Source organism: Chlorogloeopsis fritschii PCC 6912 (genome assembly GCF_000317285.1).
Lineage (GTDB): Bacteria > Cyanobacteriota > Cyanobacteriia > Cyanobacteriales > Nostocaceae > Chlorogloeopsis > Chlorogloeopsis fritschii.
The window spans coordinates 753,406-778,383 of sequence record NZ_AJLN01000116.1 but is presented as its reverse complement, the minus strand read 5'-3'; the positions used below and the strand labels follow the sequence as shown (position 1 = coordinate 778,383).

Here is a 24,978-nt window from a genome sequence, read left to right as displayed (position 1 = left end):
GAGGGTGTCCATCTTTATACTTGACAAATGGTAGAAATTTTGCTGTACGAACGTTACCACTTAATTAAACAGATTGGTAAAGGTGGATTTTGCCAAACCTTTCTCGCAACAGATGAAAATCAATCTCCGCCAGTTGTTTGTATTGTGCAAAAATTACAGCCGCGAGAGCAAACAGTAGAAGAGTTTATAAAAAAAGCACAACAACTAGAGGAATTGGGGAAACATCCACAAGTTCCTGCCTTGATAGCATTCTTTGTAGAAAAACAGCACTTTTATTTGGTGCAGGAATATGTTGAAGGCAAGAATTTAGCTACCTTAATGGAAAAAAGGGGAAGCTTTAGCGAAGCTCAAATTTGGCAACTGTTAGAGAATGTGTTGCCTGTTCTCAAATTTATTGGCGATCGCCAGATCATCCACTGCGATATCAAACCCGAAAATCTGATTTTGAGATCCCCCCCCAACCCCCCCTTGATAAGAGGGTGTGCCGCAGGCGGGGGGGATCTAATCTTGGTGGATTTTGGTACAGCCAAATTTTTGTCAGGCAACAAGCAGCTAAAAATTGAACACAGTATAGGTAGTCCAGAATACGCTGCACCAGAGCAAACACAAGGCAAACCTGTATTTGCGAGTGACCTTTATAGCTTGGGTGTAACTTGTATTTACTTACTTACCCAGATTTCTCCTTTTGATTTATTTGATACAGTTAGTAATTCTTGGGTTTGGCGACAGTATCTGACTACTAAAATTAGCGATCGCTTGGGCAAAATTATTGACAAACTGATAGAAAATTCCCAGAGCGATCGCTTTCAATCGGCAGATGAAGTCATGCAAGCAATGGGCATCCAATTCTCAATCCCCCATCCCAAATCTCAAATTCAAAATTGGCACTGTCTACATACTTTATCTGCACATCCTAGTTTCTTAAGTGGCGTCAATTCTATTGCCATTAGACTTAGTTCTAGCTTTATCAATGAAGGGGAATGTGGGGAGATATTAGCCAGCGCTCATGATGACAAAACAACTAAATTATGGGATTTAAGCACTAAAAAACTGATTTGTACTTTAGCTGGACACGAGCAAGCTGTAAAATCAGTTGCTTTCAGCCCTGATGGAGAAATTCTGGCAACTGCTAGTGATGATAAAAAAATTAAATTATGGAATGTGAATACACGTGAGCTAATATTTACCCTTGTTGGACATACAAACAGCGTCAAATCAGTGGCTTTCAGTCTTGATGGGAAAACACTAGCTAGTGGCAGTTGGGATAAAACAGTCAAACTCTGGAATGTCAAAACAGGTGAAGAAATTTATACACTAGTTGGGCACCAATTGCAGGTCAGTACAGTCGCGTTTAGTCCGCAAAATCAACTTCTTGCCAGTGCTAGTTATGACAGAACTATGAGATTATGGGATATTTCTTCATTCAATTCTCCCCATCTTGATCAAGAGAAATTTAAAAACTGCCCATTCTACAGCCTTTCTAGCCATACATGGGCAGTTCTGACACTCGCTTTTAGTCCCGATGGAAAAATTTTGGCAACTGGTAGCGATGATAACACTATCAAATTGTGGGATGTAAACACTGGTCAGGTAATTCGCACACTACAAGGCCATTCTTGGTCAGTGCTGGCAGTAGCTTTTAGTGCCAATGGAAAAGCGCTGATCAGTGGAAGTAGAGACAACACGATTAAAATTTGGAGAGTCAGTACTGGAGAGGAAATTGCTACTCTCACAGGTCATGAGGACTCAGTATTTGCCGTTGCTGTTAGCCCTGTTGCACAACTGATTGCTAGTGGCAGCAGGGATAAGACAATCAAGCTCTGGGAGCTAGGACAACAGCAGCTAAATTCAATTGGTAATACCTAAATCAAGCGCTACCTGTAAAGGCAACTTCAGGAAACTTCAACTGGGCTTCGGCCATCGGACGATTTCTACCTTCCTCTTGCCAGTAGTTGATAACTTCGGTAGCTTTATTGAGTATCTCTACCCGATCTAGTTCACTAATCCAGTGTTTCGACTCCAGTTCTTTTTTTAATTCTTCCCAGGCATCATTTCTGGGCCAAAAGAAGTACTTAGTCAAAGGACTAGTACCTTTACCCACTACCTGATCGACCGCCAAGGCGACGTTATCGTCTAACCACAAAATTTTCAAAATAAACTTTGACAATTGCACCTCCGGGATTTCCGGGCAAAACTTAACTAATGACAGCGATCGCTTATTTTAACGCAATACCTCACCCGCTGACTAAATTAATGATGGGGAGACAAGAGGACAAGGGGACAGGGGATAGGGGACAGGGGATAGGGGACAAGCTAATCACTAATGACCAATGACCATGAATACAATTGTTGTTTTTGATATTGACGGTGTTGTGCGTGATGTGGGCGGTTCCTATCGACGGGCGCTCGCAGATACTGTGGAACATTTCACAGCAAAAGCCTATCGTCCGACATCAGTAGATATTGACCAGTTAAAGTCTGAAGGTATCTGGAATAATGATTGGGAAGCATCCCAAGAGTTAATTTACCGCTACTTTGAGACTCAAGGGCGATCGCGCCAACAATTACAGCTAGACTACGAAAACATTGTTGCCTTTTTTCAATCGCGTTACCGAGGCACAGATCCAGACAATTTCACGGGCTATATTTGCGATGAACCCTTGTTATTACAACCAAGCTATCTCGAACAACTTACTTTAGCTGGCATTACATGGGGATTTTTTAGCGGTGCTACTCGTGCTTCTGCTACCTATGTTTTGCAACGCCGCCTTGGTTTGCAGTCCCCAGTTTTAATTGCGATGGAAGATGCTCCTGGCAAACCAGATCCTACTGGACTTTTTGCCACTGTCCGGCTGCTAGAGGATGGACTTGACAAAAAATCTACAGTTGTGTATGTGGGAGATACGGTAGCTGATATGTACACAGTCGAGAAAGCGCGATCACAGCAGCGCGATCGCACCTGGATTGGTGTAGGTGTTTTACCACCGCACGTCCAGGAAACAGCCGCAAGACGTGATGCATATGCCCAAACTTTGCAACAAGCGGGAGCCGCAATAGTTTTAAATAATGTCGAGCAGTTGAATCCAACAACAATTCAGGAACTAACTAAACGTTAGTCATCAAGAAGTGGTAAGGCTAAGGAATTTTTAAGCTCCTCATTTGCATACTTGTTCTAGGATCAATCTAACTATAGGTGTATGAACGACTGGCATTAGCCAGTATTGCTCCAATTCTTAGGAGATAAAAAAATGGTTGCACATAAACTACCTAACGGCCCTCAAAATCATCCTTGGGTACAGACGTTCCAGTGGATGAATAGACCGCTTGAATATATGGAAGACTGTGCAAAACGCTACGGCGATATCTTCACCCTTAGGATCGGCCCGGTTTTTACTCCTCAAGTATTTATTAGCAACCCCCAAGCAATTCAACAGATTTTTACCACCGATCCAAAACAGTTGGACTCTGGTGAACCAGCAGGTATTCGATCACCTCTACTGGGACAACAATCTTTGCTGACATTGGAAGGAAAACCCCACCAAAGACAAAGAAAGCTTTTAACTCCTCCTTTACATGGAGAACGGATGCTAGCTTATGGTGAACTGATCCGTGACGTCACAGTGCAAGTAAGCGATCGCTGGCAGATTGGAGAAAATTTTTCAGTTTTGCCGTCCATGCAAACAATATCCTTTCAGGTGATTTTAAAAGCAGTATTTGGGCTAGAGGAAGGGCCGCGTTACGAAAAACTCAGAGAAAGGCTGATTGCCATACTCAATCCCAAAGCACCTCTGTTGACGGCACTCATGTTTCTTTTCCCAATATTGCGCAAGGATTTTGGACGGTGGAGTCCTTGGGGAATCTTCATGCACCAAATCCAGCAAATTGACGAACTTATCTATGCCGAGATTCAAGAACGCAAACAGCAAAGCGATCCATCTCGAACTGATATTCTGTCTTTGATGATGGCAGCTAGGGACGAACAAGGGCAGCCAATGACAGATATAGAGTTACGCGATGAGTTAGTTACTTTATTAGTAGCAGGTCATGAAACAACAGCAAGTTCTCTAGCGTGGGCATTCTACTGGATTCATCATCTTCCTCAAGTGCGCGAGAAACTGCTGCAAGAGCTGGATGGACTAGGTGCTAATCCCGATCCAAACGTGATTTTGCGATCGCCCTATTTAAATGCTGTCTGTTGTGAAACACTGCGCTTATATCCAGTGGTGATGTTGGCATTAAATCGAGTGGTAAAATCACCGCTAGAAATCATGGGCTACGAGTTGGAGCCTGGTACTCTAGTGATTCCCTGTATTTATTTAACTCATCATCGAGAAGATTTATATCCCGAATCCAAGCTGTTTCAGCCAGAGCGTTTTCTGGAACGTCAATTTGCTCCCTATGAGTATTTACCATTTGGTGGTGGTAATCGTCGCTGTATAGGTATGGCATTTGCCTTATTTGAAATGAAAATGGTTTTGGCAACACTGCTGTCTCGCTGGCAGATGGAACTGGCTGATAGTAAACCAGTACAGGCAGTACGTAATGGTGCTCTAATTAGACCGAGCGGTGGTGTGCAGATGGTGGTAAAGGGGAGGCGTGTATACCAACAGCAACCCTCCGAATCTGTTAGTAGTTCAATTAAGTGATTCAGGGCAGTTTATGAAAATAATCGGTAACGGCAAAGACTGTAAGTAAAACCTCTTTTTAAGATTAGGATGTGCAGGCTTTGTGTATGGTGGCCATGACAGAATTTGCAAACTGCTCTGCTGTCTTGACACTTACTAAAGGAATTACATGAGCAAAAGTACAAAATAGGTGTTCGTGGAAAGTTACTACACCCAACCAAAAACAAGTACCAACTATATGCTGTCCTGTAGCAAAATATAGTTCTTTCAATTTCAAAGAACCATATTTTTCTGGCAAATTGAATTGTCCTCTATTTGAAATATGCGTGGTGCTGCTTCTTCCCATATTATGAACTGAAGCTTGATTGATAAAATTTTTATTAAATTTCTGGAAATTATCTGCATTTGAAACCTGAAAAATTGGTAATTTACTATTAATAGATTGATGAATTTTTCGCTTAAATTCTCGTGCTAAATCCCAAAATTGAGTATCTTTTTCTAAACAGTGAATTTCTTCTATTCCAGAAATGAAGCAACCAATATATTTATCTATTACTTCAGGTTGACAAAATTTTCGTAAATTTATATTTGAACCACAAGACAAGTTGATATTTCTGATATTTCCATCACGAAAGATAATTTTTGCCGTTTCGAGTAGCATGGCAGCGCACAATGCACCATTTACTGTTGTTTTCTCTTGTTTGCAACGGTCTTTCAATAAAACAGTTATATCTTTCCTTAAAATTTTGGTGACAAGACGGGTGCGACGCTGGCTAGGAGATACTTCTTTTTCAATTATTAACTCTGGTAAATGATTTGTTTGATAGGATTTGTCTTGAGCTTCTTCAACTTGATTGTGATGAGTAAGATGCTTGGCAAGCATCTTTTCAAGTGGAGGAAGAAGTTCCATAGTTACTACTGTAGCTATATCTTCTCCATCAGTAATTTGTTGACAATAAGACAATAAGTCATCGAAAAAACGCATACATGACATTCCATCAGTAACAGCATGATGAAACGTTGCAATAATTTCGCTAATGTCATTACTGATAGAAGAATGAAGAAAAGTTACCCGACAAAGAGGCTCCATACTCCCAGAGAATTTTTTGTGCAATTCGTCTTCAGCAATTTCAAGCCATTGATTCTCATCTTGTTTGTTGATAATATGCAAAGGAATGTCAGACGTTCCTTCCGAGCGAAAACAAGCACCATCTGAAGATTCAACAATGTGAACTTGAAGCATTGGATGACGCTTTTGCACCAAATTCAGAGCCTGCCGGAGAATATCGGGTGCAAGTTGTCCTTCGATACGGCCAACATTCACATCAATCATTGAGCCTAAATCATGGAGAATTTTAAACAGATTCTCGACTAAACCAAGTTTTCTATTTAGAGAGTTCATAATTCTTAATCGGTAACTTTTTATCTACGCGATCGCCCTGTTCGGTTAATTGAAAAGTACTCGGTTTGCAGGATTCATCGACAGTGCCGTTTTATATCTTTTATTAATCTTGGGATACTTAAACGCGATCGCGGCACAACCTCTTTTGTACCAATTCAATCTATATGCGCTCAAGCAAGCATTTAGGAATTAGTATTAGCAAGCACAGGTTTTCCTGTAGATATAGCTTGCTCAATAATATCGGCGGCTCGACTAACCCCCCCTGCACGGTGAATAGCCGCTTGTAATCTGAGCGCATTTTGTTTGTAGGATTCTTGCGTCAGTACCCGCTTGATGGCTTTTCGCAACTTGGGGACATTTAAGCGGGCTACAGGTATAGCTTCACCAACACCTGCCCAAGCTATACGCGCTCCGATCCCTGGCTGATCGTTGGCAATTGGGATTGCAACCATTGGCACGCCATTACTCAAACATTCTAAGGTTGTATTCATACCTGCGTGGGTAATGGTGAGATTGGCTTTTTGAAGTAATTCTAGTTGGGGCGCATATTCTACAACTAAAGGTGAACCAGGAAGTGCTGGTAGGGATTCTGGGCTGGCTGAACCACCTAAAGAAATTACCAACTGGGCATCTAATCCTACACACGCCTCAGCAATATTATGAAAAACTTTTATTAATCTGTTTTGTACAGTCCCCATTGAGGCATAAATCAACGGTTGATCTATCAACTTTTCATAAGGAAAAGCAGGAAGTTCTCGACCAATTGGACTGTGATAAGGCCCTGTAAAATGGAACCATTGGGGTAAATTTTGTCTGGGAAATTCTAATTCCGCAGGTTGCTGACTAATTTGAGCTAATTGGGAATAGCTTTCATTGGGGTTGGAGTGCGGGGGTAACTTCCACTCTGTGCGATACTCATCAATTAAATCCCGAATTGGTTTGGCTATACGTTTGAGCAACTCATAACCAGCTCGGTTGCGTAGCCGTGCCCACCACGCCGTACTATAATGCCAATTTGTGACAATAGGTGGAACACTTTCTTCTCGATTCAGTACTACAGCACTGCAAATAGTGATGAAGGGAATACCCAAAAAATCTGCAACAGTTCCTCCCTCTGGTGAAGCTTGATCTACTAGCAGTGCCTCCACACCCGCTTCTTTAATGGCTTGCGGTGTATCTCGGAGGATAACAGCTGCACCATTCCTTAAAAGACTAACGGTATATTTAAACGCTGAATTACCACTGAGTTGTCCTAACTTAGCCAATGATTCTGCATTTGCCCCCTTGGGAAACTCAGATTCGCCAATTACCCGGAATTCTAATCCTGCTGCTTGGGTTTTGGATTGAGCATCAGGTACTCCAAATAAGGTGACGCGATGCCCTCGCTGTTGCAGTTCTTTCCCTAATGGGAGCATTGTGTTAAGGTGACCAGTTGAACCAGGACAGATGATGCCAAAATGAGTCATGAGATTTTCTACAGATATATTTGTATTAATTTGTTCTCAGTCGTTTAAAATATTAACTACAATTTCAGATTTATCAAAACTATAAAACTCATATTAAAACTCATGTAATACTTATATATCTGATGAATTGGCAAAAAAAATTAATTATGAAGTGTAATTGTTAAGGCATTAAAGTTTGATTTCTCCAAATTGAAGCGAGCAAACAGTAAGTACTTTTATTGTAATTTCAAAAACTTATCCAAAGCTGTCACCATGCTAGGAGGCCAGCGACGAATATTTTTCACCCAATTGATATCTTTGTAACGGGGATCGAGTCCAGAAGCAGCTACCCAATTACTTTCTGCTTCACCTTTTTGTCCATTTACCCAAAGAGCAGCTGTGAGTGCAGCACGTGTATCGGCAAAATTAGGATATTTGCGGACTATATTTTTCATTTCTCGGATTGCTGGCTCAATTTGCCCAGTTTCATACAAAACTAGAGCGTAGTTACCACGGGCAATGACTAAATTTGGGGCTAATGCCATTGCTTTTTTGTAGTCGGCTATGGCATCTTCCCACCTTTCCAAGCCGACTTCGGCAGTACCGCGGTTATTGTACGCCATTGCATCTTGAGGATCGATTTCAAGAATGCGATCGTAATCTGCGATCGCTTCTTCCCATCTTCCCAAACCCTCAAGGGCAGTACCGCGATTTAAATAGGGGTCTGTAATATCTGGTGCAAGTTCAATTGCTTTGTTAAAATCAGCCAGCGCCTCTTGCAGCTTATTTTGGCTCACCCTAGAATTTCCCCGATTACTCCAAATTGCCGGATTATCTGGGAATTGCTCGATAATTTCTGTCCAGTACTTTTCAGCAGTGGCAAAATCACCTTTACTCGTTGCTGCAAAAGCTGCTCTTGTCAACTCATCACCTTTTCGCAGCTGCTCTTGGGTAATGTTGGGCTTTTGGGATTGTGCCATTACAGCCTCAGCCCACCCAAACACAAGCAAAAGACTCAACAAAATAACTATTAACCTCATCATCTATGTTTACCTGTGTCTATTTTTTAGGTATTGGGTATTGGGTATCGGGGATTGGGTAAAAAGGACACGGGGATGCGAGGACACGGTGAAAGATTTTCCCTACCTCTCCCCCTCTCTTCCTCTCGTTGTCCTCTTACTAGTCCCTAGTCCCTAGTCCCTAGTCACTAGTCACTGCAAAAACGACAACTGCTCATTAGGTGGCTTAAAATCTAAATGCTTATATGCAGCAGCTGTCGCTACTCTACCACGGGGTGTGCGGCTTAAATACCCAATCTGCATCAAATAAGGTTCGTATACTTCCTCTATGGTTTGGGTATCTTCACCTGTCGCCGCTGCAATTGTTTCTAACCCTACTGGCCCGCCGTTAAATTGTTCAATTATCACACTTAGCATTCTGCGGTCTGTCCAATCCAAGCCGCAAGGATCTACTTGAAATAGTTGCAATGCTTCGGCTGCTACTTTTTCACAAATGCAATCAAATGATTTTACTTCTGCATAATCACGTACACGCTTCAGCAATCTATTTGCTATTCGTGGTGTGCCACGCGATCGCCTGGCAATTTCTTTGGCTCCATCTTCGGTAACGGTAGTATTGAGTAACTGAGCGCTGCGTTGGACAATTAGCCTCAGTTCTTCGACTTCATAAAATCTGAGTTTTTGAATCAAACCAAAGCGATCGCGCAGAGGAGAAGTGAGCGCACCGACACGGGTTGTCGCCCCCACTAAAGTAAATTTTGATAGGGGAATACTGCGAGTTCGAGCGCTAGAACCTTTGCCTACTGTCAAGTCTAAGCGGTAATCCTCCATTGCTGGGTATAAAATCTCTTCGGTCATCCGCGAGAGGCGATGAATTTCATCTATAAACAAAATATCCCCAGGTTTGAGATTCACTAACAGCCCAACAATATCTCTAGGACGTTCTAGGGATGGAGCGCTGGTAATTTTGCAGTTAACTTCCATCTCCGCTGCTAAAATCATTGCCATTGTCGTCTTGCCCAAACCAGGAGGGCCGTATAACAATAGGTGATCTAGCACTTCTTTTCTGGACTTAGCTGCTTTAATTGCTATTTCCAGTACATCCTTTAAATCTTTCTGTCCAATATAATCGGCAAACCGTTGCGGTCGAATGCTCTCTTCCTGCTTACCTTGTTCCTCAATCGCAGCTTCGGGTTGCAAAATATTCTCTTTTGTCGATGTTTTGGGTTGCGTCTGACGCTGTTTTGGTTCTCCACCTGAGTCGGAAGGCTGTTTTTTCGAGGAGATAATTGCCATAGTCTTAAATTTATTAACTGTTACATTTACACTTGTTAACGGTAACTGGTGGTAGCACCAACACGTATAAATACGGACGCGTTAATTTTGTTTCTAAAGTGCGCTTGCCAATCTAAAATTTAAATTCCGGGGAACTACTTAGGAGTACAAAATTTGTCATGCTGGCTAAAAGAATCTTACCGTGTCTAGATGTGAACGCGGGACGAGTTGTAAAAGGAGTTAACTTTGTTAATCTCAAGGACGCGGGCGATCCAGTTGAATTGGCAAAGGTTTACAACGAAGCAGGAGCAGATGAGTTAGTATTTCTGGATATTACGGCAACTCATGAAGACCGAGATACTATTGTCGATGTGGTTTACCGGACTGCCGAACAGGTCTTTATTCCATTAACTGTGGGTGGTGGCATCCAATCCTTAGAAAATGTTAAAAATCTGTTACGAGCTGGAGCAGACAAGGTTAGTATTAATTCGGCAGCGGTACGTGACCCAGATTTCATTAATCGGGCGAGCGATCGCTTTGGCAATCAATGCATAGTTGTTGCCATTGATGCTAGATCCAGAAAAGATCCTAACAATCCTGGTTGGGATGTGTATGTGCGGGGTGGACGAGAAAACACAGGCATAGACGCAATCAAGTGGGCGCAAGAAGTTGAAAAACGAGGCGCAGGAGAATTGCTTGTGACTAGTATGGATGCTGATGGCACTCAAGTCGGTTATGACCTCAAGTTAACAAAAACCATCGCTGAAGTTGTACAAATTCCTGTCATTGCCTCTGGTGGTGCTGGTAATTGCCAACATATCCATGCAGCACTGACAGAAGGTAAAGCAGAAGCCGCTTTACTAGCCTCACTTTTACATTATGGACAATTAACTGTGGAGGAAATCAAGAATTATTTGCGCGATCGCCAAGTGCCTGTCAGAATGCCCTCTTGAGAATGCCAATCTTTGACTAGAGCACACTGCTAGTACTCAACACAGTTCTCGAAAACGGTGTTAATATTGGCTAAGAAGCATTAAAAAATATTAAGAAATATGTTGATTCCTATTTTAGTTTTTGATGTAGCGCTAGTGGCTTGGTCGCTACATCTAATGGAAAAAGCCTACGAAAATAAGGAATTTTCTTTAATGTTGGCAGGTTTATTGGTGGCAACGGCTGCTGCTGCCATGATGGTAGTTTACTTTTTGATGGGCCATTGTATGAGCTATTTGCTGAAAGTTTCTTAACAAAGTAGGTTTCTAATAATATAGAAATTGGCTATTAATTTCTTAACTTTTGTTTATAAATTCTCTCAGCAAAGCACATTGACAAATAGCTATAGATTAAGTTATTATCGATAACGCACTGTGCGGGGTTATAGCTCAGTTGGTAGAGCGCTGCAATGGCATTGCAGAGGCCAGCGGTTCGAATCCGCTTAGCTCCATTAAAATTTCAAAATACTTTTGAGTGCATTTGTGTGACTTGAACTTGATAAACAAGTTGCCTTTCGAGTGGGGAAAAAGTACTAATTTATTGCTTTTCACGCCTTTTTCCTGATAAGTACTCAGACAGAATTAATTACACACATTGTTTTCCTGTCCCCTGTCTTTTCTCTTTCCCAGGCTGGCAGCCCAAGAAAACGTTGATTGAGGCTCTGCATGGTAATGAGAAATTTCCTGTTCAGAGTTCCCTTTTATTTTGCACGACCACTTGTTTCGACCCTGATGTGCAAATCCAGTTTTTCAGTTATGTCAGGATTTGTTAATTTATTCGGCATAATTGAGCGATTATGCTGCATTTTTGTAAAAATGAATACAGAAATTATTTTATTTACTTCTAACTGGTTTGGTCACCAGTGTTAATGGATTTGAGACGGAGAACGAGTATGCCCCTTCCAACAACCTATTCAGCTTATTCACCAACACCCGTGCTAGAGGGAGCGATCGCTTCCGGTTGGAATCCGGTTTGCCACATCACTTACAACCGCGATACTTGGGTTAAGTTGCTCCAGCCTCCCAGTGAATACGGTTTTGACGAAGCCAAGTTGCTCTGTCAGGAGTCTCCAGACACTTGGGTTGCCTGGGTTCCGGATCATGGTGAAGTTGTTCTCAACAGAAGCCAGTTCTATTGTTGATTGAGGGCATGGGTTGTTAATGCGATGCTCCAAGGGCGCAAAAGAGCGCGATCGCAAGCCATCCTTAGGTTGAATCGGAAGAAAAGAGTTTTCAGGTATTTGGAATAGTTGAGTGCGATGAACACCGAGTCAGGAATCGATTGGAATGAAATGTTTGAGTATCCACCGGGGACGATGGTAGAACTCAAAGACAAACCAGGAGTTTTACATCGGATTGATTACTATGAAGCTATGATGGTGCCTCCAATCTGGCTAGTAGACGATCCGCGCCCGCGTTATCCTCATGAGTTGCGGATCGTTTCTCGTCGCGATGCACAAGTTTGTGCGTTAGAATCACAAGCTGTTGCAGTCTGAGCAGTGTTTGTGTGACTGGAAAGATAAATTAAAAGCTCCATTGGTGCAATTGCTCGATATGATATTTAATCTGCGAGAATTTTTGCACGATTAAATACTTATCCAGTCAAAACGAAACTATGGCACAGCAATACCGCATTACCCTACTTCCTGGCGATGGCATTGGCCCTGAAATTATCGCTGTGTCGGTAGATGTGCTAAAGGTTGTAGGGAAGAAATTTGATATTGACTTTGAATTCCAAGAAGCATTAATCGGTGGTGCGGCAATTGACGCGACAGGCGAACCTCTGCCAGCTGCTACTTTAGATACTTGTCGCAATAGTGATGCTGTATTACTGGCGGCGATCGGTGGTTATAAGTGGGATACTTTACCATCTCATTTACGTCCAGAAGCAGGCTTGCTCGGATTGCGTGCGGGTTTGGGGCTATTTGCCAATTTGCGTCCTGCGAAAATCTTACCCCAGTTAATTGATGCCTCTAGTTTAAAACCAGAAGTTGTGGAAGGCGTCGATATTATGGTGGTACGCGAACTCACAGGTGGAATTTACTTTGGTAAACCGAAAGGGATTTTTGAAACAGAAACTGGTGAGAAACGAGGTGTAAATACAATGGCTTACACCGAATCTGAAATTGATCGCATTGGCAAGGTGGCATTTGAAACAGCGCGCAAACGTCGAGGAAAACTCTGTTCGGTGGATAAAGCCAATGTTCTAGAAGTTTCGCAGTTGTGGCGCGATCGCATCACGAAATTAGCGGCAGAATATCCAGATGTGGAACTCACTCATATGTATGTAGATAATGCCGCCATGCAACTGTTACGCGCTCCCAAACAGTTTGATACCATCGTTACGGGTAACCTGTTTGGCGATATACTTTCAGATGCTGCTGCCATGCTCACTGGTAGTATTGGAATGTTACCTTCTGCTAGTTTAGGTGCATCTGGGGCGGGAGTCTTTGAACCTGTTCACGGTTCTGCCCCCGATATTGCAGGACAAGATAAAGCTAATCCTCTCGCACAAGTTTTGAGTGCAGCGATGATGCTGCGCTACAGTTTAAACCAACCAGCAGCAGCAGATTTTATTGAACAAGGAGTTTTACAAGTTCTAGAAAGCGGTGTTCGTACCGGGGATATTATATCTCCTGGAATGAAGCTTTTAGGTTGCCAAGCTATGGGTAAAGCATTGATTCAAATGCTTGAACAATAATTTTCTTAATGTTAATGGCAAAATTGGCAACTACATATTGAAAGTTTCGTATAAACTAAAAACAAAACTTAGCAAGCCATCCAGTAATCAGTGTACGCTGTAAAACAACCACAAGCAAACTTTACCAGCCCAAAGCACCAGTCACCGCTGATCGACCCTGCCTTGATCCGCTCTGCTGGACAAATTTACTACACCTACTGTGAAGTACATCCCGAAGTAGTTGGGCAACCATCTGGTGTAGCAATTAATCGCGTTAATCACCGAGGTAAGGTGATTTTTACGAATCAACCTGTCCTTTTGCCTGAAGAATGTTTCGTGCCTTTGAGTCAAATTGAATCGTATATGTATTAATAAATCGTCAATTGTCATTAGTCATTGGTTTGTACAAACGACAAATGAGCAAGTATAAATGACCAAGGACAAATGACCAAAGACAGTATATGGATCTCTTGATAGTCACATTGGCGAATGTGATCGTGTTCGCCTTAGGTGCGTCTATTGGCAGCTTTATCAATGTTGTTGTTTATCGGCTGCCTGCTGGGTTGTCGATTCTGTTTCCTCCTTCTCGCTGTCCGCATTGCCTAAATCAACTCCAAGCTTACGACAATGTACCAGTTTTGGGCTGGTTGTGGTTAAAGGGGCGCTGTCGCTATTGTCAAAGTAAAATTTCTCTCCGTTACCCAGTGGTAGAAGCGGTAACGGGATTTTTATTTTTGCTAATTTTTTGGAACTTTCATGTATCACCCTTGACACTTGGCTATTGGGTTTTTTGTAGCTGGTTACTCACCTTGTCGCTGATTGATTTAGATACCATGACTTTACCCAACCCACTGACTCAGTCAGGGTTAGTACTGGGGATAGTATTTCAAATGATGGTTGGTTTTCTGTCAGAAAAAGGCTGGGTGGGATGGGCAAATCACTCAATGACAGCAATATCAGGAGCCGTGCTGGGGTTATGGCTGTTTAATGCGATCGCCACCGTTGGTTCTGTTGTTTTTGGTAAAACAGCAATGGGTGGAGGCGACGCAAAATTAGCAGCAATGATGGGAGCATGGTTAGGTTGGAAGCATTTGCTCCTAGCTGCTTTTGTGGCTTGTTTTTTGGGAGCATTGGTGGGTGGCGGGGCAATTCTTTTATCGCGGTATGGTGCTCATGCTTCAATCTCTGGCCAGTCGTCGCACATTACCAAGCAAAAAACTCGCCCAACACTGCCTCAAAAATGGGGACAAAAGATGCCTTTCGGCCCTTTCCTTGCTTTAGGAGCGTTGATTATTGTGTTTAGTGGCGAGGCAATTTTGTCTACTTATCTGCAACTATTTTTTCATGGGATTTGAAAAATAGGGGATAGGAGAAGAGGACACGGGGTTCTCATTACCATGCTCCGCATGGTGATGGAAACTGGCAGGCTCTGCCTTGTGATTGAGGCGGAGCCTCAATCAATGCTTTCTTGGGCTGCCAGCCTGGGAAAGAGAATTTTCCCCTCTTCCACTCCTCCATTCTCCGCGTCTGATGCTCTCCGCGTCGCCGCGTCTTCCACTCTCCCTTACCAACAACTCACAACTGTAAGTTTCATTACCTCTTATCTCATTAAACTTCTGTTAACATTATCTTGTGACTTGGATTACCCTCTTAGAATAACGAAAGCATACTCGCAAGTGAAACTGATGCAGCGATCGCTTCTGAATCGGCACCAGCTGCCGAGCACAACTAATGACATACCAACAAGTAATTTATTGATTGGGGGGTGAAGTTCTATTTTGGGGCTGGTATGCCAGCAGCTTTGCAAGTACTTTTCAAAGATATGTTGACTGCGTTGCTGCTATTAATTTCCCTAGAATCAGAACAACAGGCTTGAATTGGTTTACGTATTTTCGTTAAGCTGGCAACCAAAGATGCAAAATAAGGTCTGAATCGGTTAGAAGAAAAATTTGACCGCCAATTACGTTAACCTGCGTTTGACATACTATTCACTTGCATAAAAAACAAATGGCGAACAACGAAGAAACACGTGGTTTAAAGTCTTTATTTGATTGGTTTGCCAATCGACGTAAATCTGGCCCTATCAGCCTTGAACGTCAAGAACGTGAAATTGCTGATGGGCTGTGGCATAAATGTCCTCAATGTGGTGTCTTAACTTATACTAAAGACCTCAGAACCAATTTGATGGTATGTGCAGAATGCGAACATCATAATCGAGTTGATAGTGATGAGCGCATCCGCCAGCTTATAGATTCTGGTACCTGGCGACCGATGGATGAGCATTTACGCCCTGCCGATCCTTTGGGATTTCGCGATCGCAAAGCCTATAGCGATCGCCTCCGGGAAACGCAAGAAAAACTTGGCTTAGTAGACGCCGTAAAAACAGGTTTGGGTGAAATTAATGGCTTACCTGTTGCCCTGGGCGTAATGGACTTCCGATTTATGGGTGGTAGCATGGGTTCCGTGGTGGGAGAAAAGCTCACCCGCTTGATTGAACAAGCGACTCAGCGACGGTATCCTGTGGTGATAGTTTGTACCTCTGGTGGAGCCAGGATGCAAGAAGGAATGCTCTCGCTGATGCAGATGGCAAAAATCTCCGCAGCTCTACAACGCCATCATGAAGCAGGGCTATTGTACATTCCGATTTTGACAAATCCCACCACAGGTGGTGTTACAGCTAGTTTTGCAATGTTAGGCGATATCATTTTAGCAGAACCAAAAGCCACCATTGGTTTTGCAGGTAGGCGAGTAATTGAGCAAACCCTACGAGAAAAATTGCCAGATGATTTCCAAACTGCTGAGGATTTGCTGCAGCATGGGTTTGTAGATGAGATTGTACCCCGGACTGAATTGAAGCAAACTCTGGCACAATTGATAGCCTTGCACCAGCCTCCGACAGTTACCACAACTCATAACGTGGTTTTGTGGGAAAAGACTATGTCTTTAAGTTCTACTGCTGCTGAGTAGGAAGGATTGGGGACTGGGATCGGGGATTGGGTACTAGGATTTCTTAACTCCTAATCCCTAGTTCTTGGTTCCCTGTCACCTGTTCCCTGTTCCCTAGTACCCAGCAGTTTCAAGCTAACTTTTTACGAACTTGCCACAATCCTTGAAAGGTTTCAAGAAAAGATTGCCGCCGTGCTTCTTGCACAAACATTAGAGGTACGAGGGCTATGATTCGGAACATTGTTGAAAGAGCAAATAAACCTGCTAATCCTCCAAAGTAAGCATTTTGGATGATCAAGCCTCCTAGAGTTGTGCCGAAAGCGCCACAAAAACCGGCAACGGCGGCAATTGTAGCAAAGTATATAGATTGATTTTTGACTGGTGCCACCTCTAACTGCATGGTGTTACCGCACAAATCAATAGCTGCTCCTGTTCCGCCCAGGAAAATGTGTAACATTGGCAACCAAAACCACAGGCTGAGAGAATTATGACCAATGCCTAACCATAACAAGGGGGCGATCGCAAACAAAATGCCAACAAAGAAGAGAATGAGACGGTTGCCGATCCTGTCTGCTAACTTGCCCCACACAATCAGCATGAGCATATTTGCTCCCGCCTGAATGCTGCTGTAGAGTGTCACCCAACTAACATCTATATCAAGAGTGTCGAGCATATAGAGGTTAAAGAAAGGGGCACTGAGGTTTACGGCAAACATCCAGAAACTGAAGTAAAGCAGAAATATCAAAAAGTTAGTGTCTTTAAGAAGATTCTTCCAAGGATTAATTTCAGATGCTGGCTTGTCAATTGTTGGTTGGCGATCGCCTGTGGTATCTAAATTATTTGGATCTAAATCAACTGCTTTTTCAGGAAAAATCTTTGTAGCATAAGTGTTTTGCTCTTGGGGATTTACATCCAGTTTGAAGTACTGACATCCCAAACTGGCAATTCCTGATAATATTCCAATAAATAGCACCACTCCATAGCCTTGGAGAGTGCCACCACGCCACGTTGAGACTGCCACCCCGGCTAAAGGTACGCAAATTAAATTCGTGAGGCTAACAAGACTGTTGCGTATACCAAAATACCGTCCCCGCAACCGCCGATGAACTAGCATTGCCATCCAACTTAACCATGAAGCACTACCCAGCCCTCCGCACAAATGGCTAAATAAGACGATTAAAAGCGTCAATACTACTAACTGGTGGGAAGTTATCAATCCCCAACTGAATGCTGCTATCCCCGCTATCAGAATCAGCCATAATAGCCGCGAGGGGCCGTAAATCATGAGAGAATAGCGGCAGCGACTCTGAGAGCGTTCCGAGAGGTAAGCACCCAAAGGCTGAATTAAATTCACCAACATGGGAATGGAAGAAAGCATCCCAAAAGCGATTGGGCTGGCATCCAACTCGACTAGAAAATTGCTCAGTAAAATGCCGCTAGTGGTGATCGTAAAAATGCCTGCAAATACACCATCAACAGTTGAAGCTCGCAAGCTACTGCGAATGCTATTTTTTGTAACTTTTTGATTGAATTTGTCGATGGGAGCAGGAGAAAGTGTGGTTGGAGCAACAGCGATCGCAGCAATTTCTGGAACAAGAGGAGAAGCGGTTTCAACTTGAACAGAAGTCATGAACTCAGCAGGTGGGCGTAATTCAAAATTGTTTGTAAAATTACCTGTGGAGAAAATAGAACAGCAATTAGTGATTGATTTTAGGGAACCAGAAGGCTGTCTATTACCACATACGAACTACTAGCCTGAAAAAGTTTTTTATTTATATAGTTTTACTAGGTCTATGGGTGTAAAACTTAGCATCTATCAAGTTGTTTTTGAACACATATTCTCCGCTTATGAATGTGAATAATTTTGCAATTTTTCGTTATTTTACCTTGCATTTCTATATAAAAATTTAATTATTGTAAAAATCATTCTAGAGCTAGAACGAACCATTACTTGGTGAAAAGTCTTCATCCTGCGGTAATGAAAAGGAAATTGTTTAACTTTTTACTCCTGGCAGTAGCGATCGCGCTGTTGGCGATCGGTTGGCAGCAGATACAAATACATCAGGCTGCCACTGTATCAGCCCCAGTCACCGTCAAACTGAGTGGTTGGGGTTCAGATCCTATAGAACAAAAACTATTAAAACAAGTACTAAAAGACTTTGAGGGAAAGCATCCAGGTATCAAGGTAAAGTACGAGGTGATCTCCGACCAATACATGGATGTAATTAAAACGCGCTTAGTCGGTGAAGCAGCGCCTGATGTCTTCTATTTGGATGCTCTTGAGGCTCCTTTCCTCATGAGTCAGAATGTCCTAGAAGCATTAGATGTTTATATTACTCCTGAATTTGACTTATCTGACTTTGAAGAAAATTTAATTAACAGCTTTAAGCATGATAACCATATTTATGGTTTACCCAAAGACTACTCCACGTTAGCACTGTTTTATAACAAAAAAGCATTTACCGCCACAGGTTTTAGTTTTAATAATCCTCCCACCACTTGGGATGAGTTGCGTAGCTATTCCAAACAATTGACAGTAGATAAAAATCAAGACGGTAGAATAGACCAATACGGTTATGGAGTAATTCCGGAGTTAGCGCGTCAAGCTTACAAAATTACAGCTTTTGGTGGGCAACTGGTAGATGAAAATGGTTATGCTGCCTTTGCCTCTGAAGCTGGCTTAAAAGGATTGCAATTAGTTGTAGAGCAGTATCAAAAAGAACGTTCCTCTGCCCAAAAATCTGACGTCGGGACAAACTCAGGTAGTGAAATGTTCGGTCAAGGCAAAGTGGCAATGGTAATTGAGGGTAACTGGGCTATTCCATTCCTTAAAGAAACTTTTCCCCAGTTAGAGTTTGCCACCGCAGAAGTACCAACTATCAATAACAAGAAAGGCACAATGGTTTTTACCGTTGCCTACGTGATGAACAAACAATCACAGCACAAAAATGAAGCTTGGCAGTTAATTTCCTATCTGACAGGCAAAGAAGGCATGGAAAAGTGGACAGGAACAGGCTTTGCTTTGCCCACACGCAAATCAGTAGCACAGAAATTAGGCTATGACAAAGATCCGTTGCGATCGCCATTTTTAGCAGGAGTTGATTACGCCATGCCGTGGCAAGCGGGTAAATATCCGGCAGCAATTATGAACAGCTTTGATAACTATTTTGTCAGCGCCTTGTTGGGGCAGCAACCACTACAACAGGCAATGCAGCGATCACAGCAAGAAGCTAATAAGTTGATAAAGGCGATGGAGTAATTAATATTGGAATGATTTAGGGCTAATATTATTTCACAAAAAATCTGATAAAAATACAGACGTGTAGAGACGCGATATATCGCGTCTGGGCAAGGGTTTCGGTATTACGCTTCTTCCATGGCAATGGATGTTTCTCATTAGAGCAACCAATTACCATAGATAATCATGCAAGATCCATCCCGACAGCAAATGGTATGGGATGAGGCGGAGGTGTACGATTGTGTATCAGCTAAGAAGGCAACAGCAAAAAGCCAGGTGGAAGATAAAAGAAGACTTGCCTGGGTATTTGTTCATGATGCCTGCGATTCTAGTTTTAGGAACTTTTGTAGTCTTACCAATTATTTGGGCTGTTTTCCTTTCTCTACATAAAGTGCAGCTTCTCGGCGGTATTAAATACGAATTCATTGGTTTGCGCAACTTCACGCGCCTAGTTGAAGATGAACGGGTTTGGATTGCTCTCAAAAATACAGCGGAATACGTCGCCATTGTGGTGCCAACACAGACTGTCTTGGCGTTAGTTTTAGCTGTTACCCTCAATTCTGGTATTCGTGGCAAAAACTTGTGGCGCATCCTTTATTTTTTGCCTACAGTTACTTCTTCTGCTGTCCTCACACTGATTTTCATGTGGATTTATAACACCAATGGGCTACTCAATGATGTTCTCGCTTTTTTAGGATTGCCTACTTACAACTGGTTGGGCGATCCTGCTGTGGCACTAAAGGGCATTATGATTATGAATATCTGGTCAACTGCACCGTTTTATATGGTTATTTACCTGGCGGCGTTGCAGGATATTCCCCAATTTCTCTACGAAGCGGCAGAATTGGACGGTGCTAACGACTGGCAAAAGTTTATACATATTACGATTCCTATCCTCAAACCTGTTACCTTCTTTGTTGTAGCGATGGGAATTATAGGTACGTTTCAGCTATTTGATCAGTCTTATATTTTCTCTAATGGTACTGGTGGCCCTAATAATGCCACTCTTACCGTAGTTTTACTGATATATCAAGCTGTGTTTCGGAACTTGCAAATGGGGTATGGAGCGGCGATCGCTTTCTTGTTAGCAGTAGTCATAATTACTATTACTTTGATTCAGCGGCGATTGTTCGGGGGCGAAAAAGTGTGAAAAATTTATCTCGTGTCTCTTGGCTGAAAGTACTGCTGTACGCCATACTGACACTGTATGCAATTATTACCCTTATTCCCTTTTTGTGGGCGCTTTCAGCATCTTTTAAACCCCTGTTTGAAATTGTTAGCGGTGAATCCAATTTTTTGCCAAAGAACTTTACTTTTGATAACTACAAACAAATCTTCGTACAGGAACCATTGTTTGTACGCTGGCTATTCAATAGCGTGGTGATTGCCGTTAGTGTCACTGTTTTAAACTTGCTTTTTAACTCAATGGCTGGTTATGCCTTGGCAAGACTGAGCTTTCGGGGTAGGCACTTTTGGTTCTTACTAATTTTGGCAGTTCTAGCAGTACCAGCCCAGATAACGCTGATTCCAACATTTTTAATTTTAAAAGCTTTCGGCTGGTTAAATTCCTATCAGGGCATGATTATTCCCAGCATGGTTAATGCTACCTTCATTTTTATGATGCGGCAGTTTTTTGTTAATTTTCCGAAAGAACTTGAAGAAGCTGCTGCTCTTGATGGTTTAACTCCCTTTGGTATTTTTTGGCGTATTGTTCTACCTTTAGCAAAACCTGCGCTAGCTGCACAGGCAGTTTTTGTGTTTATGGGTAGTTGGAATAATTTTTTGTTGCCTGTGGTGATTCTGTTTGATCCAGAAATGTTTACTTTGCCTTTAGGTTTGAATTCTTTTAAAGGTCAATATATTAGCTATTGGAACTATATTATGGCGGCTTCAATGGTTTTCACTTTACCAGCTTTGGCTATCTACGCATTTTTTAATAGATACTTTATTCAAAGTGTTACTTTTACAGGTGGGAAGGGTTAGTAAGTTAAATAGTTTTAATTATCACTCATCAGGATTATTTGCTTTCTAGCAGAAAGAATTTTATTAAAAAACTGCTAAGACGCGAAGAGCGCGAAGGTTTAGGTATGTTTCAATTCCTGATACAAAGATCTTGCACCTTTCTCAATCACCGTAGGGTGGGCATTGCTTCGATTTGACTCAAAACCTTATTTTGACGTTACAGGCAATGCCCACCTTACAAAAATCGCAATCAAACAACTGGTGCAAGATGTGAAGATAAGGAGTAAGAAAAATTTCAACGTGATATCACCCTTAGCTTCATCTATGTCCCAGACGTTTCAACCCCTGATAGGGAGTAAGAAAAATTTCAACCTGGAAAGATGCACAGCGAAGAGGTGAGAATAAAAAAACATGGAGCCAACGCCGGAGCAACTGAAATCCTTCTATCAAAGAAGCGTGAGAGTAAGTAATCTACTTCTACCAATTAACTTGGTACGGTTTGATAGCCGCACCAACCGAATAGTGATGTTAGTGGGAGAGACAATACAAATAGAAATGCTTCCAAACGGGAAGGTGATAATCGAATGACTAGACAAAATTACGAATCAATGACGGAAAAAGAATTGCGCGAATATGTGCGGCGCAATCCTAATGATGAGAATGCATTCCAGCACTACTTAAGTATAATTCGCTCTCGTCCTGGCGTGCTTTGCAGTACAGATGAGGAGTTTGATGCTGAATTGCAAAAGCGAATAAATCAGCAGCAATAACAATATAAATTCAACAAAAATCAAAACTTTGATCAAGTGTTGTGTTTACGGCACAACGCTTTTTATCAAAAAGAGCGATCGCCCACCGTCCAAAGTAGTGCGAACCCTCCTCAACCATAAAGGTCTAACTAATCATGACACATCCGATTTAGTTTCAATCCCTAATAGGGAGTAAGAAAAATTTCAACAGGGAAGAATATGCAAATTCAGGAGGATTGCTGGTTTCAATCCCTAATAGGGAGTAAGAAGAATTTCAACTTTTGCTTGCATTCCTTCTAAAACTGCCATAAATGCCAGTTTCAATCCCTAATAGGGAGTAAGAAGAATTTCAACCTTCCTCAAGCATCGATTCAAGTAAATCGGTTGAGCCGGTTTCAATCCCTAATAGGGAGTAAGAAGAATTTCAACCAAAAGTACTGGCACTGTTTCTCTGATGGAGAAAGTTTCAATCCCTAATAGGGAGTAAGAAGAATTTCAACCATTGCGGTGAACTATATCTAAAGCTTTGGGATGTTTCAATCCCTAATAGGGAGTAAGAAGAATTTCAACTCCTGTATCAGCAAGTCTTTCCAGGTGCTGATAAGGGTTTCTGTTTCAATCCCTAATAGGGAGTAAGAAGAATTTCAACCAATATGTCGTTATTGACAAAAATTGTGTCAAAGTATGTTTCAATCCCTAATAGGGAGTAAGAAGAATTTCAACGGAAGCTGTATATCAAGGATACTGGAGAGAAGAAGTTTCAATCCCTAATAGGGAGTAAGAAGAATTTCAACGTTAGAAATCCAAATGCGGAATTGGTTGTAGACGTGTTTCAATCCCTAATAGGGAGTAAGAAGAATTTCAACAAGTTAAAGAAATGCGGGCTGTTGCTAGTGGCTAGTTTCAATCCCTAATAGGGAGTAAGAAGAATTTCAACACTTTATGGAGTTCATATAATGCCTAAAGAATGGAGTTTCAATCCCTAATAGGGAGTAAGAAGAATTTCAACTTACGCTGCTCCTGATTCAAACCTTGATAAATCTCTGTTTCAATCCCTAATAGGGAGTAAGAAGAATTTCAACTGATTATCCCTATCAAGCCAATGGTGCCAGTCATTACGTTTCAATCCCTAATAGGGAGTAAGAAGAATTTCAACAATGCTGTTAGTTCTTTATTAAATAAACTAGTTAAGCTTGTTTCAATCCCTAATAGGGAGTAAGAAGAATTTCAACCACGAGCGTACACGAGAAATATCGGGGTTAATCCCACGTTTCAATCCCTAATAGGGAGTAAGAAGAATTTCAACTGTTCTAGCCCTGCTTCCGTCCACAGCTTCCGCCCCGTTTCAATCCCTAATAGGGAGTAAGAAGAATTTCAACACAATGAATTCCAAGGGCTTAAATGTTCGGTTTGGTAAGTTTCAATCCCTAATAGGGAGTAAGAAGAATTTCAACTAATTATGAATTGCTGTATTGCAAGCGTCCCTGTAAAGTTTCAATCCCTAATAGGGAGTAAGAAGAATTTCAACCTCAAGCGATTTCTCGCTTTCACTCTGTTTTTAGGTTTCAATCCCTAATAGGGAGTAAGAAGAATTTCAACTCTGCGAAGGAAGCAATGGAAGGAGGGTTTGCCGATGGTTTCAATCCCTAATAGGGAGTAAGAAGAATTTCAACGCCCAGCACCGGCTTTTTTCGCCCCTTCGGTGATGTTTCAATCCCTAATAGGGAGTAAGAAGAATTTCAACTTTTCGATAGTTTCAGGAGGAATCGGCGGCATTTTTTGTTTCAATCCCTAATAGGGAGTAAGAAGAATTTCAACAGCTTGGAAACCGCGTCTCTTTAGAGCGGGGTACGTGTTTCAATCCCTAATAGGGAGTAAGAAGAATTTCAACTCGAAGTGCTGGAATTCGTCAATTTGACTCTAAAGTTTCAATCCCTAATAGGGAGTAAGAAGAATTTCAACATCAGGTTACAAGATCAGGTGCAGAATCTGTTTTTTGTTTCAATCCCTAATAGGGAGTAAGAAGAATTTCAACCGCGGCAGCCCAAAAGTCAATCAATATTAGATTTTCAAGGTTTATTTGCGCGGATGAGGGAATCATAGCATGAAAAATTTGGATTGAGTAGGGTAAAAATCGCTCAAACCCAGTCTGAGTAAAGAGCGCGGATGGTTGAGAAGTGCGATCGCTCTTTTCTCCTTACATGACAAGGAATCCAGCCATTTTTTCCTAAACTGGTTTTCCAACACCTACCCATCCGCGCATTCAGTAAAGAGTAAAGAAAAGTAAATAGTCATTGGTCATTTGTTACCCGTACAGTAGTTGGTTTATTACTCTCCTTGTCTCCTTGTCGACGGACACTTTGCTCAACGGAGCGGAGCCGGAGACTCCGAAAGCTCCGGGGAACCTCCGCACGCAAGTGTCCTCCCCTTGTCCCCTTGCACCAGGTGCGCCTTGTCCTCTTCAAACGTCCCTCCTCAAAAGTAGTTAAGGCGACAAATTGCCCTCTTAACGTGATATTTGTATAACAGCGACTCAATCTTTAATCTGTAAGTTAACAAGTAGCATGGGTTGTGCAGGCCTATCAATTGCGGAGGTAGCAACAGACTACAGGGTGACTGTAGCCAAGGTGCTTTACACCCGCAAATCA

At 42.1% G+C, this 24,978-nt stretch carries 23 protein-coding genes, 1 tRNA gene and 1 CRISPR repeat array; of the genes, 18 read left to right on the top strand and 6 right to left on the bottom strand.

Annotated features, from left to right (window positions below):
• Positions 1 to 27: 27 nt before the first annotated feature.
• Positions 28 to 1,866 (top strand): serine/threonine-protein kinase, encoded by a 1,839-nt coding sequence (locus UYC_RS0127315; protein WP_016874108.1) that lies wholly within the window; start codon positions 28 to 30, stop codon positions 1,864 to 1,866.
• Position 1,867: 1 nt separating this feature from the next.
• Here UYC_RS0127315 and UYC_RS0127310 read toward each other — a convergent pair whose 3' ends face one another.
• Entirely contained in the window at positions 1,868 to 2,173 is a 306-nt protein-coding gene (locus tag UYC_RS0127310) for a 30S ribosomal protein PSRP-3 (RefSeq protein ID WP_016874109.1), read from the bottom strand.
• Between the two features lie 163 nt (positions 2,174 to 2,336).
• Between UYC_RS0127310 and UYC_RS0127300 the strand changes: the two genes are divergently transcribed.
• Positions 2,337 to 3,116 (top strand): TIGR01548 family HAD-type hydrolase, encoded by a 780-nt coding sequence (locus UYC_RS0127300; RefSeq protein ID WP_200862402.1) that lies wholly within the window; start codon positions 2,337 to 2,339, stop codon positions 3,114 to 3,116.
• Between the two features lie 132 nt (positions 3,117 to 3,248).
• On the top strand, positions 3,249 to 4,646 hold the full coding sequence (locus UYC_RS0127295) for a cytochrome P450 (protein ID WP_016874112.1): 1,398 nt from the start codon (positions 3,249 to 3,251) through the stop codon (positions 4,644 to 4,646).
• Between the two features lie 64 nt (positions 4,647 to 4,710).
• On the opposite strand, the gene UYC_RS0127290 is transcribed toward UYC_RS0127295, so the two are convergent.
• From UYC_RS0127290 to ruvB, 4 genes are all read right to left on the bottom strand, one after another.
• The gene (locus UYC_RS0127290) at positions 4,711 to 6,027 is read right to left on the bottom strand and encodes a condensation domain-containing protein (RefSeq protein ID WP_016874113.1); all 1,317 of its coding nucleotides are present in this window, start codon (positions 6,025 to 6,027) and stop codon (positions 4,711 to 4,713) included.
• Positions 6,028 to 6,209: 182 nt separating this feature from the next.
• Complete coding sequence (locus UYC_RS0127285; RefSeq protein WP_016874114.1) at positions 6,210 to 7,493, bottom strand: glycosyltransferase; 1,284 nt, start codon at positions 7,491 to 7,493, stop codon at positions 6,210 to 6,212.
• 215 nt (positions 7,494 to 7,708) lie between these two features.
• Complete coding sequence (locus UYC_RS0127280) at positions 7,709 to 8,515, bottom strand: tetratricopeptide repeat protein (RefSeq protein ID WP_016879735.1); 807 nt, start codon at positions 8,513 to 8,515, stop codon at positions 7,709 to 7,711.
• 168 nt (positions 8,516 to 8,683) lie between these two features.
• Complete coding sequence (gene ruvB / locus UYC_RS0127275; protein ID WP_016874116.1) at positions 8,684 to 9,787, bottom strand: Holliday junction branch migration DNA helicase RuvB; 1,104 nt, start codon at positions 9,785 to 9,787, stop codon at positions 8,684 to 8,686.
• Positions 9,788 to 9,945: 158 nt separating this feature from the next.
• Here ruvB and hisF point away from each other — a divergent pair, with 158 nt between their 5' ends.
• From hisF to accD, 10 genes are all read left to right on the top strand, one after another.
• Positions 9,946 to 10,719 carry an imidazole glycerol phosphate synthase subunit HisF gene (gene hisF / locus UYC_RS0127270; RefSeq protein ID WP_016874117.1) on the top strand — a complete coding sequence of 258 codons (774 nt, stop codon included), beginning with the start codon at positions 9,946 to 9,948 and terminating at the stop codon, positions 10,717 to 10,719.
• A 99-nt stretch (positions 10,720 to 10,818) separates the two neighbouring features.
• On the top strand, positions 10,819 to 11,010 hold the full coding sequence (locus UYC_RS0127265) for a hypothetical protein (RefSeq protein WP_016874118.1): 192 nt from the start codon (positions 10,819 to 10,821) through the stop codon (positions 11,008 to 11,010).
• Between the two features lie 124 nt (positions 11,011 to 11,134).
• A tRNA-Ala gene (locus UYC_RS0127260) sits at positions 11,135 to 11,207 on the top strand.
• Positions 11,208 to 11,648: 441 nt separating this feature from the next.
• A complete protein-coding gene (locus UYC_RS0127255; RefSeq protein ID WP_016874119.1) occupies positions 11,649 to 11,897 on the top strand; it encodes a hypothetical protein in 249 nt (82 codons plus the stop codon).
• A gap of 117 nt (positions 11,898 to 12,014) precedes the next feature.
• Complete coding sequence (locus UYC_RS0127250) at positions 12,015 to 12,251, top strand: hypothetical protein (protein WP_016874120.1); 237 nt, start codon at positions 12,015 to 12,017, stop codon at positions 12,249 to 12,251.
• Between the two features lie 119 nt (positions 12,252 to 12,370).
• Positions 12,371 to 13,456 (top strand): 3-isopropylmalate dehydrogenase, encoded by a 1,086-nt coding sequence (gene leuB / locus UYC_RS0127245; RefSeq protein WP_016874121.1) that lies wholly within the window; start codon positions 12,371 to 12,373, stop codon positions 13,454 to 13,456.
• Positions 13,457 to 13,546: 90 nt separating this feature from the next.
• A complete protein-coding gene (locus UYC_RS0127240) occupies positions 13,547 to 13,807 on the top strand; it encodes a hypothetical protein (protein WP_016874122.1) in 261 nt (86 codons plus the stop codon).
• An 89-nt stretch (positions 13,808 to 13,896) separates the two neighbouring features.
• Complete coding sequence (locus tag UYC_RS0127235) at positions 13,897 to 14,790, top strand: prepilin peptidase (protein WP_016874123.1); 894 nt, start codon at positions 13,897 to 13,899, stop codon at positions 14,788 to 14,790.
• Between the two features lie 42 nt (positions 14,791 to 14,832).
• On the top strand, positions 14,833 to 15,204 hold the full coding sequence (locus UYC_RS39105; RefSeq protein WP_026087422.1) for a hypothetical protein: 372 nt from the start codon (positions 14,833 to 14,835) through the stop codon (positions 15,202 to 15,204).
• A gap of 238 nt (positions 15,205 to 15,442) precedes the next feature.
• The gene (accD, locus tag UYC_RS0127220; protein ID WP_016874124.1) at positions 15,443 to 16,402 is read left to right on the top strand and encodes an acetyl-CoA carboxylase, carboxyltransferase subunit beta; all 960 of its coding nucleotides are present in this window, start codon (positions 15,443 to 15,445) and stop codon (positions 16,400 to 16,402) included.
• Positions 16,403 to 16,511: 109 nt separating this feature from the next.
• On the opposite strand, the gene UYC_RS0127215 is transcribed toward accD, so the two are convergent.
• Positions 16,512 to 18,011: an MFS transporter gene (locus UYC_RS0127215; RefSeq protein ID WP_016874125.1), complete on the bottom strand. Its 1,500-nt coding sequence runs from the start codon at positions 18,009 to 18,011 to the stop codon at positions 16,512 to 16,514.
• 348 nt (positions 18,012 to 18,359) lie between these two features.
• Here UYC_RS0127215 and UYC_RS0127205 point away from each other — a divergent pair, with 348 nt between their 5' ends.
• The 5 genes from UYC_RS0127205 to UYC_RS0127185 all read left to right on the top strand — a co-directional run bounded on the left by UYC_RS0127205 (position 18,360) and on the right by UYC_RS0127185 (position 22,351).
• Positions 18,360 to 19,640 carry an ABC transporter substrate-binding protein gene (locus UYC_RS0127205; RefSeq protein ID WP_016874127.1) on the top strand — a complete coding sequence of 427 codons (1,281 nt, stop codon included), beginning with the start codon at positions 18,360 to 18,362 and terminating at the stop codon, positions 19,638 to 19,640.
• Positions 19,641 to 19,932: 292 nt separating this feature from the next.
• Entirely contained in the window at positions 19,933 to 20,769 is an 837-nt protein-coding gene (locus UYC_RS0127200) for a carbohydrate ABC transporter permease (protein ID WP_016879732.1), read from the top strand.
• Positions 20,766 to 21,602, top strand: a complete 837-nt coding sequence (locus UYC_RS0127195; protein WP_016874129.1) for a carbohydrate ABC transporter permease — start codon at positions 20,766 to 20,768, stop codon at positions 21,600 to 21,602. The genes UYC_RS0127200 and UYC_RS0127195 overlap by 4 nt, the downstream gene beginning before the upstream one ends.
• A gap of 390 nt (positions 21,603 to 21,992) precedes the next feature.
• Positions 21,993 to 22,169, top strand: a complete 177-nt coding sequence (locus tag UYC_RS40435; RefSeq protein ID WP_016874130.1) for a DUF6888 family protein — start codon at positions 21,993 to 21,995, stop codon at positions 22,167 to 22,169.
• Positions 22,166 to 22,351: a DUF6887 family protein gene (locus tag UYC_RS0127185; protein ID WP_016874131.1), complete on the top strand. Its 186-nt coding sequence runs from the start codon at positions 22,166 to 22,168 to the stop codon at positions 22,349 to 22,351. Before UYC_RS40435 ends, UYC_RS0127185 begins: the two co-directional genes overlap by 4 nt.
• Before the next feature lie 151 nt (positions 22,352 to 22,502).
• Positions 22,503 to 24,365: a CRISPR direct-repeat array (repeat unit 37 nt; unit sequence GTTTCAATCCCTAATAGGGAGTAAGAAGAATTTCAAC).
• Positions 24,366 to 24,978: the final 613 nt, after the last annotated feature.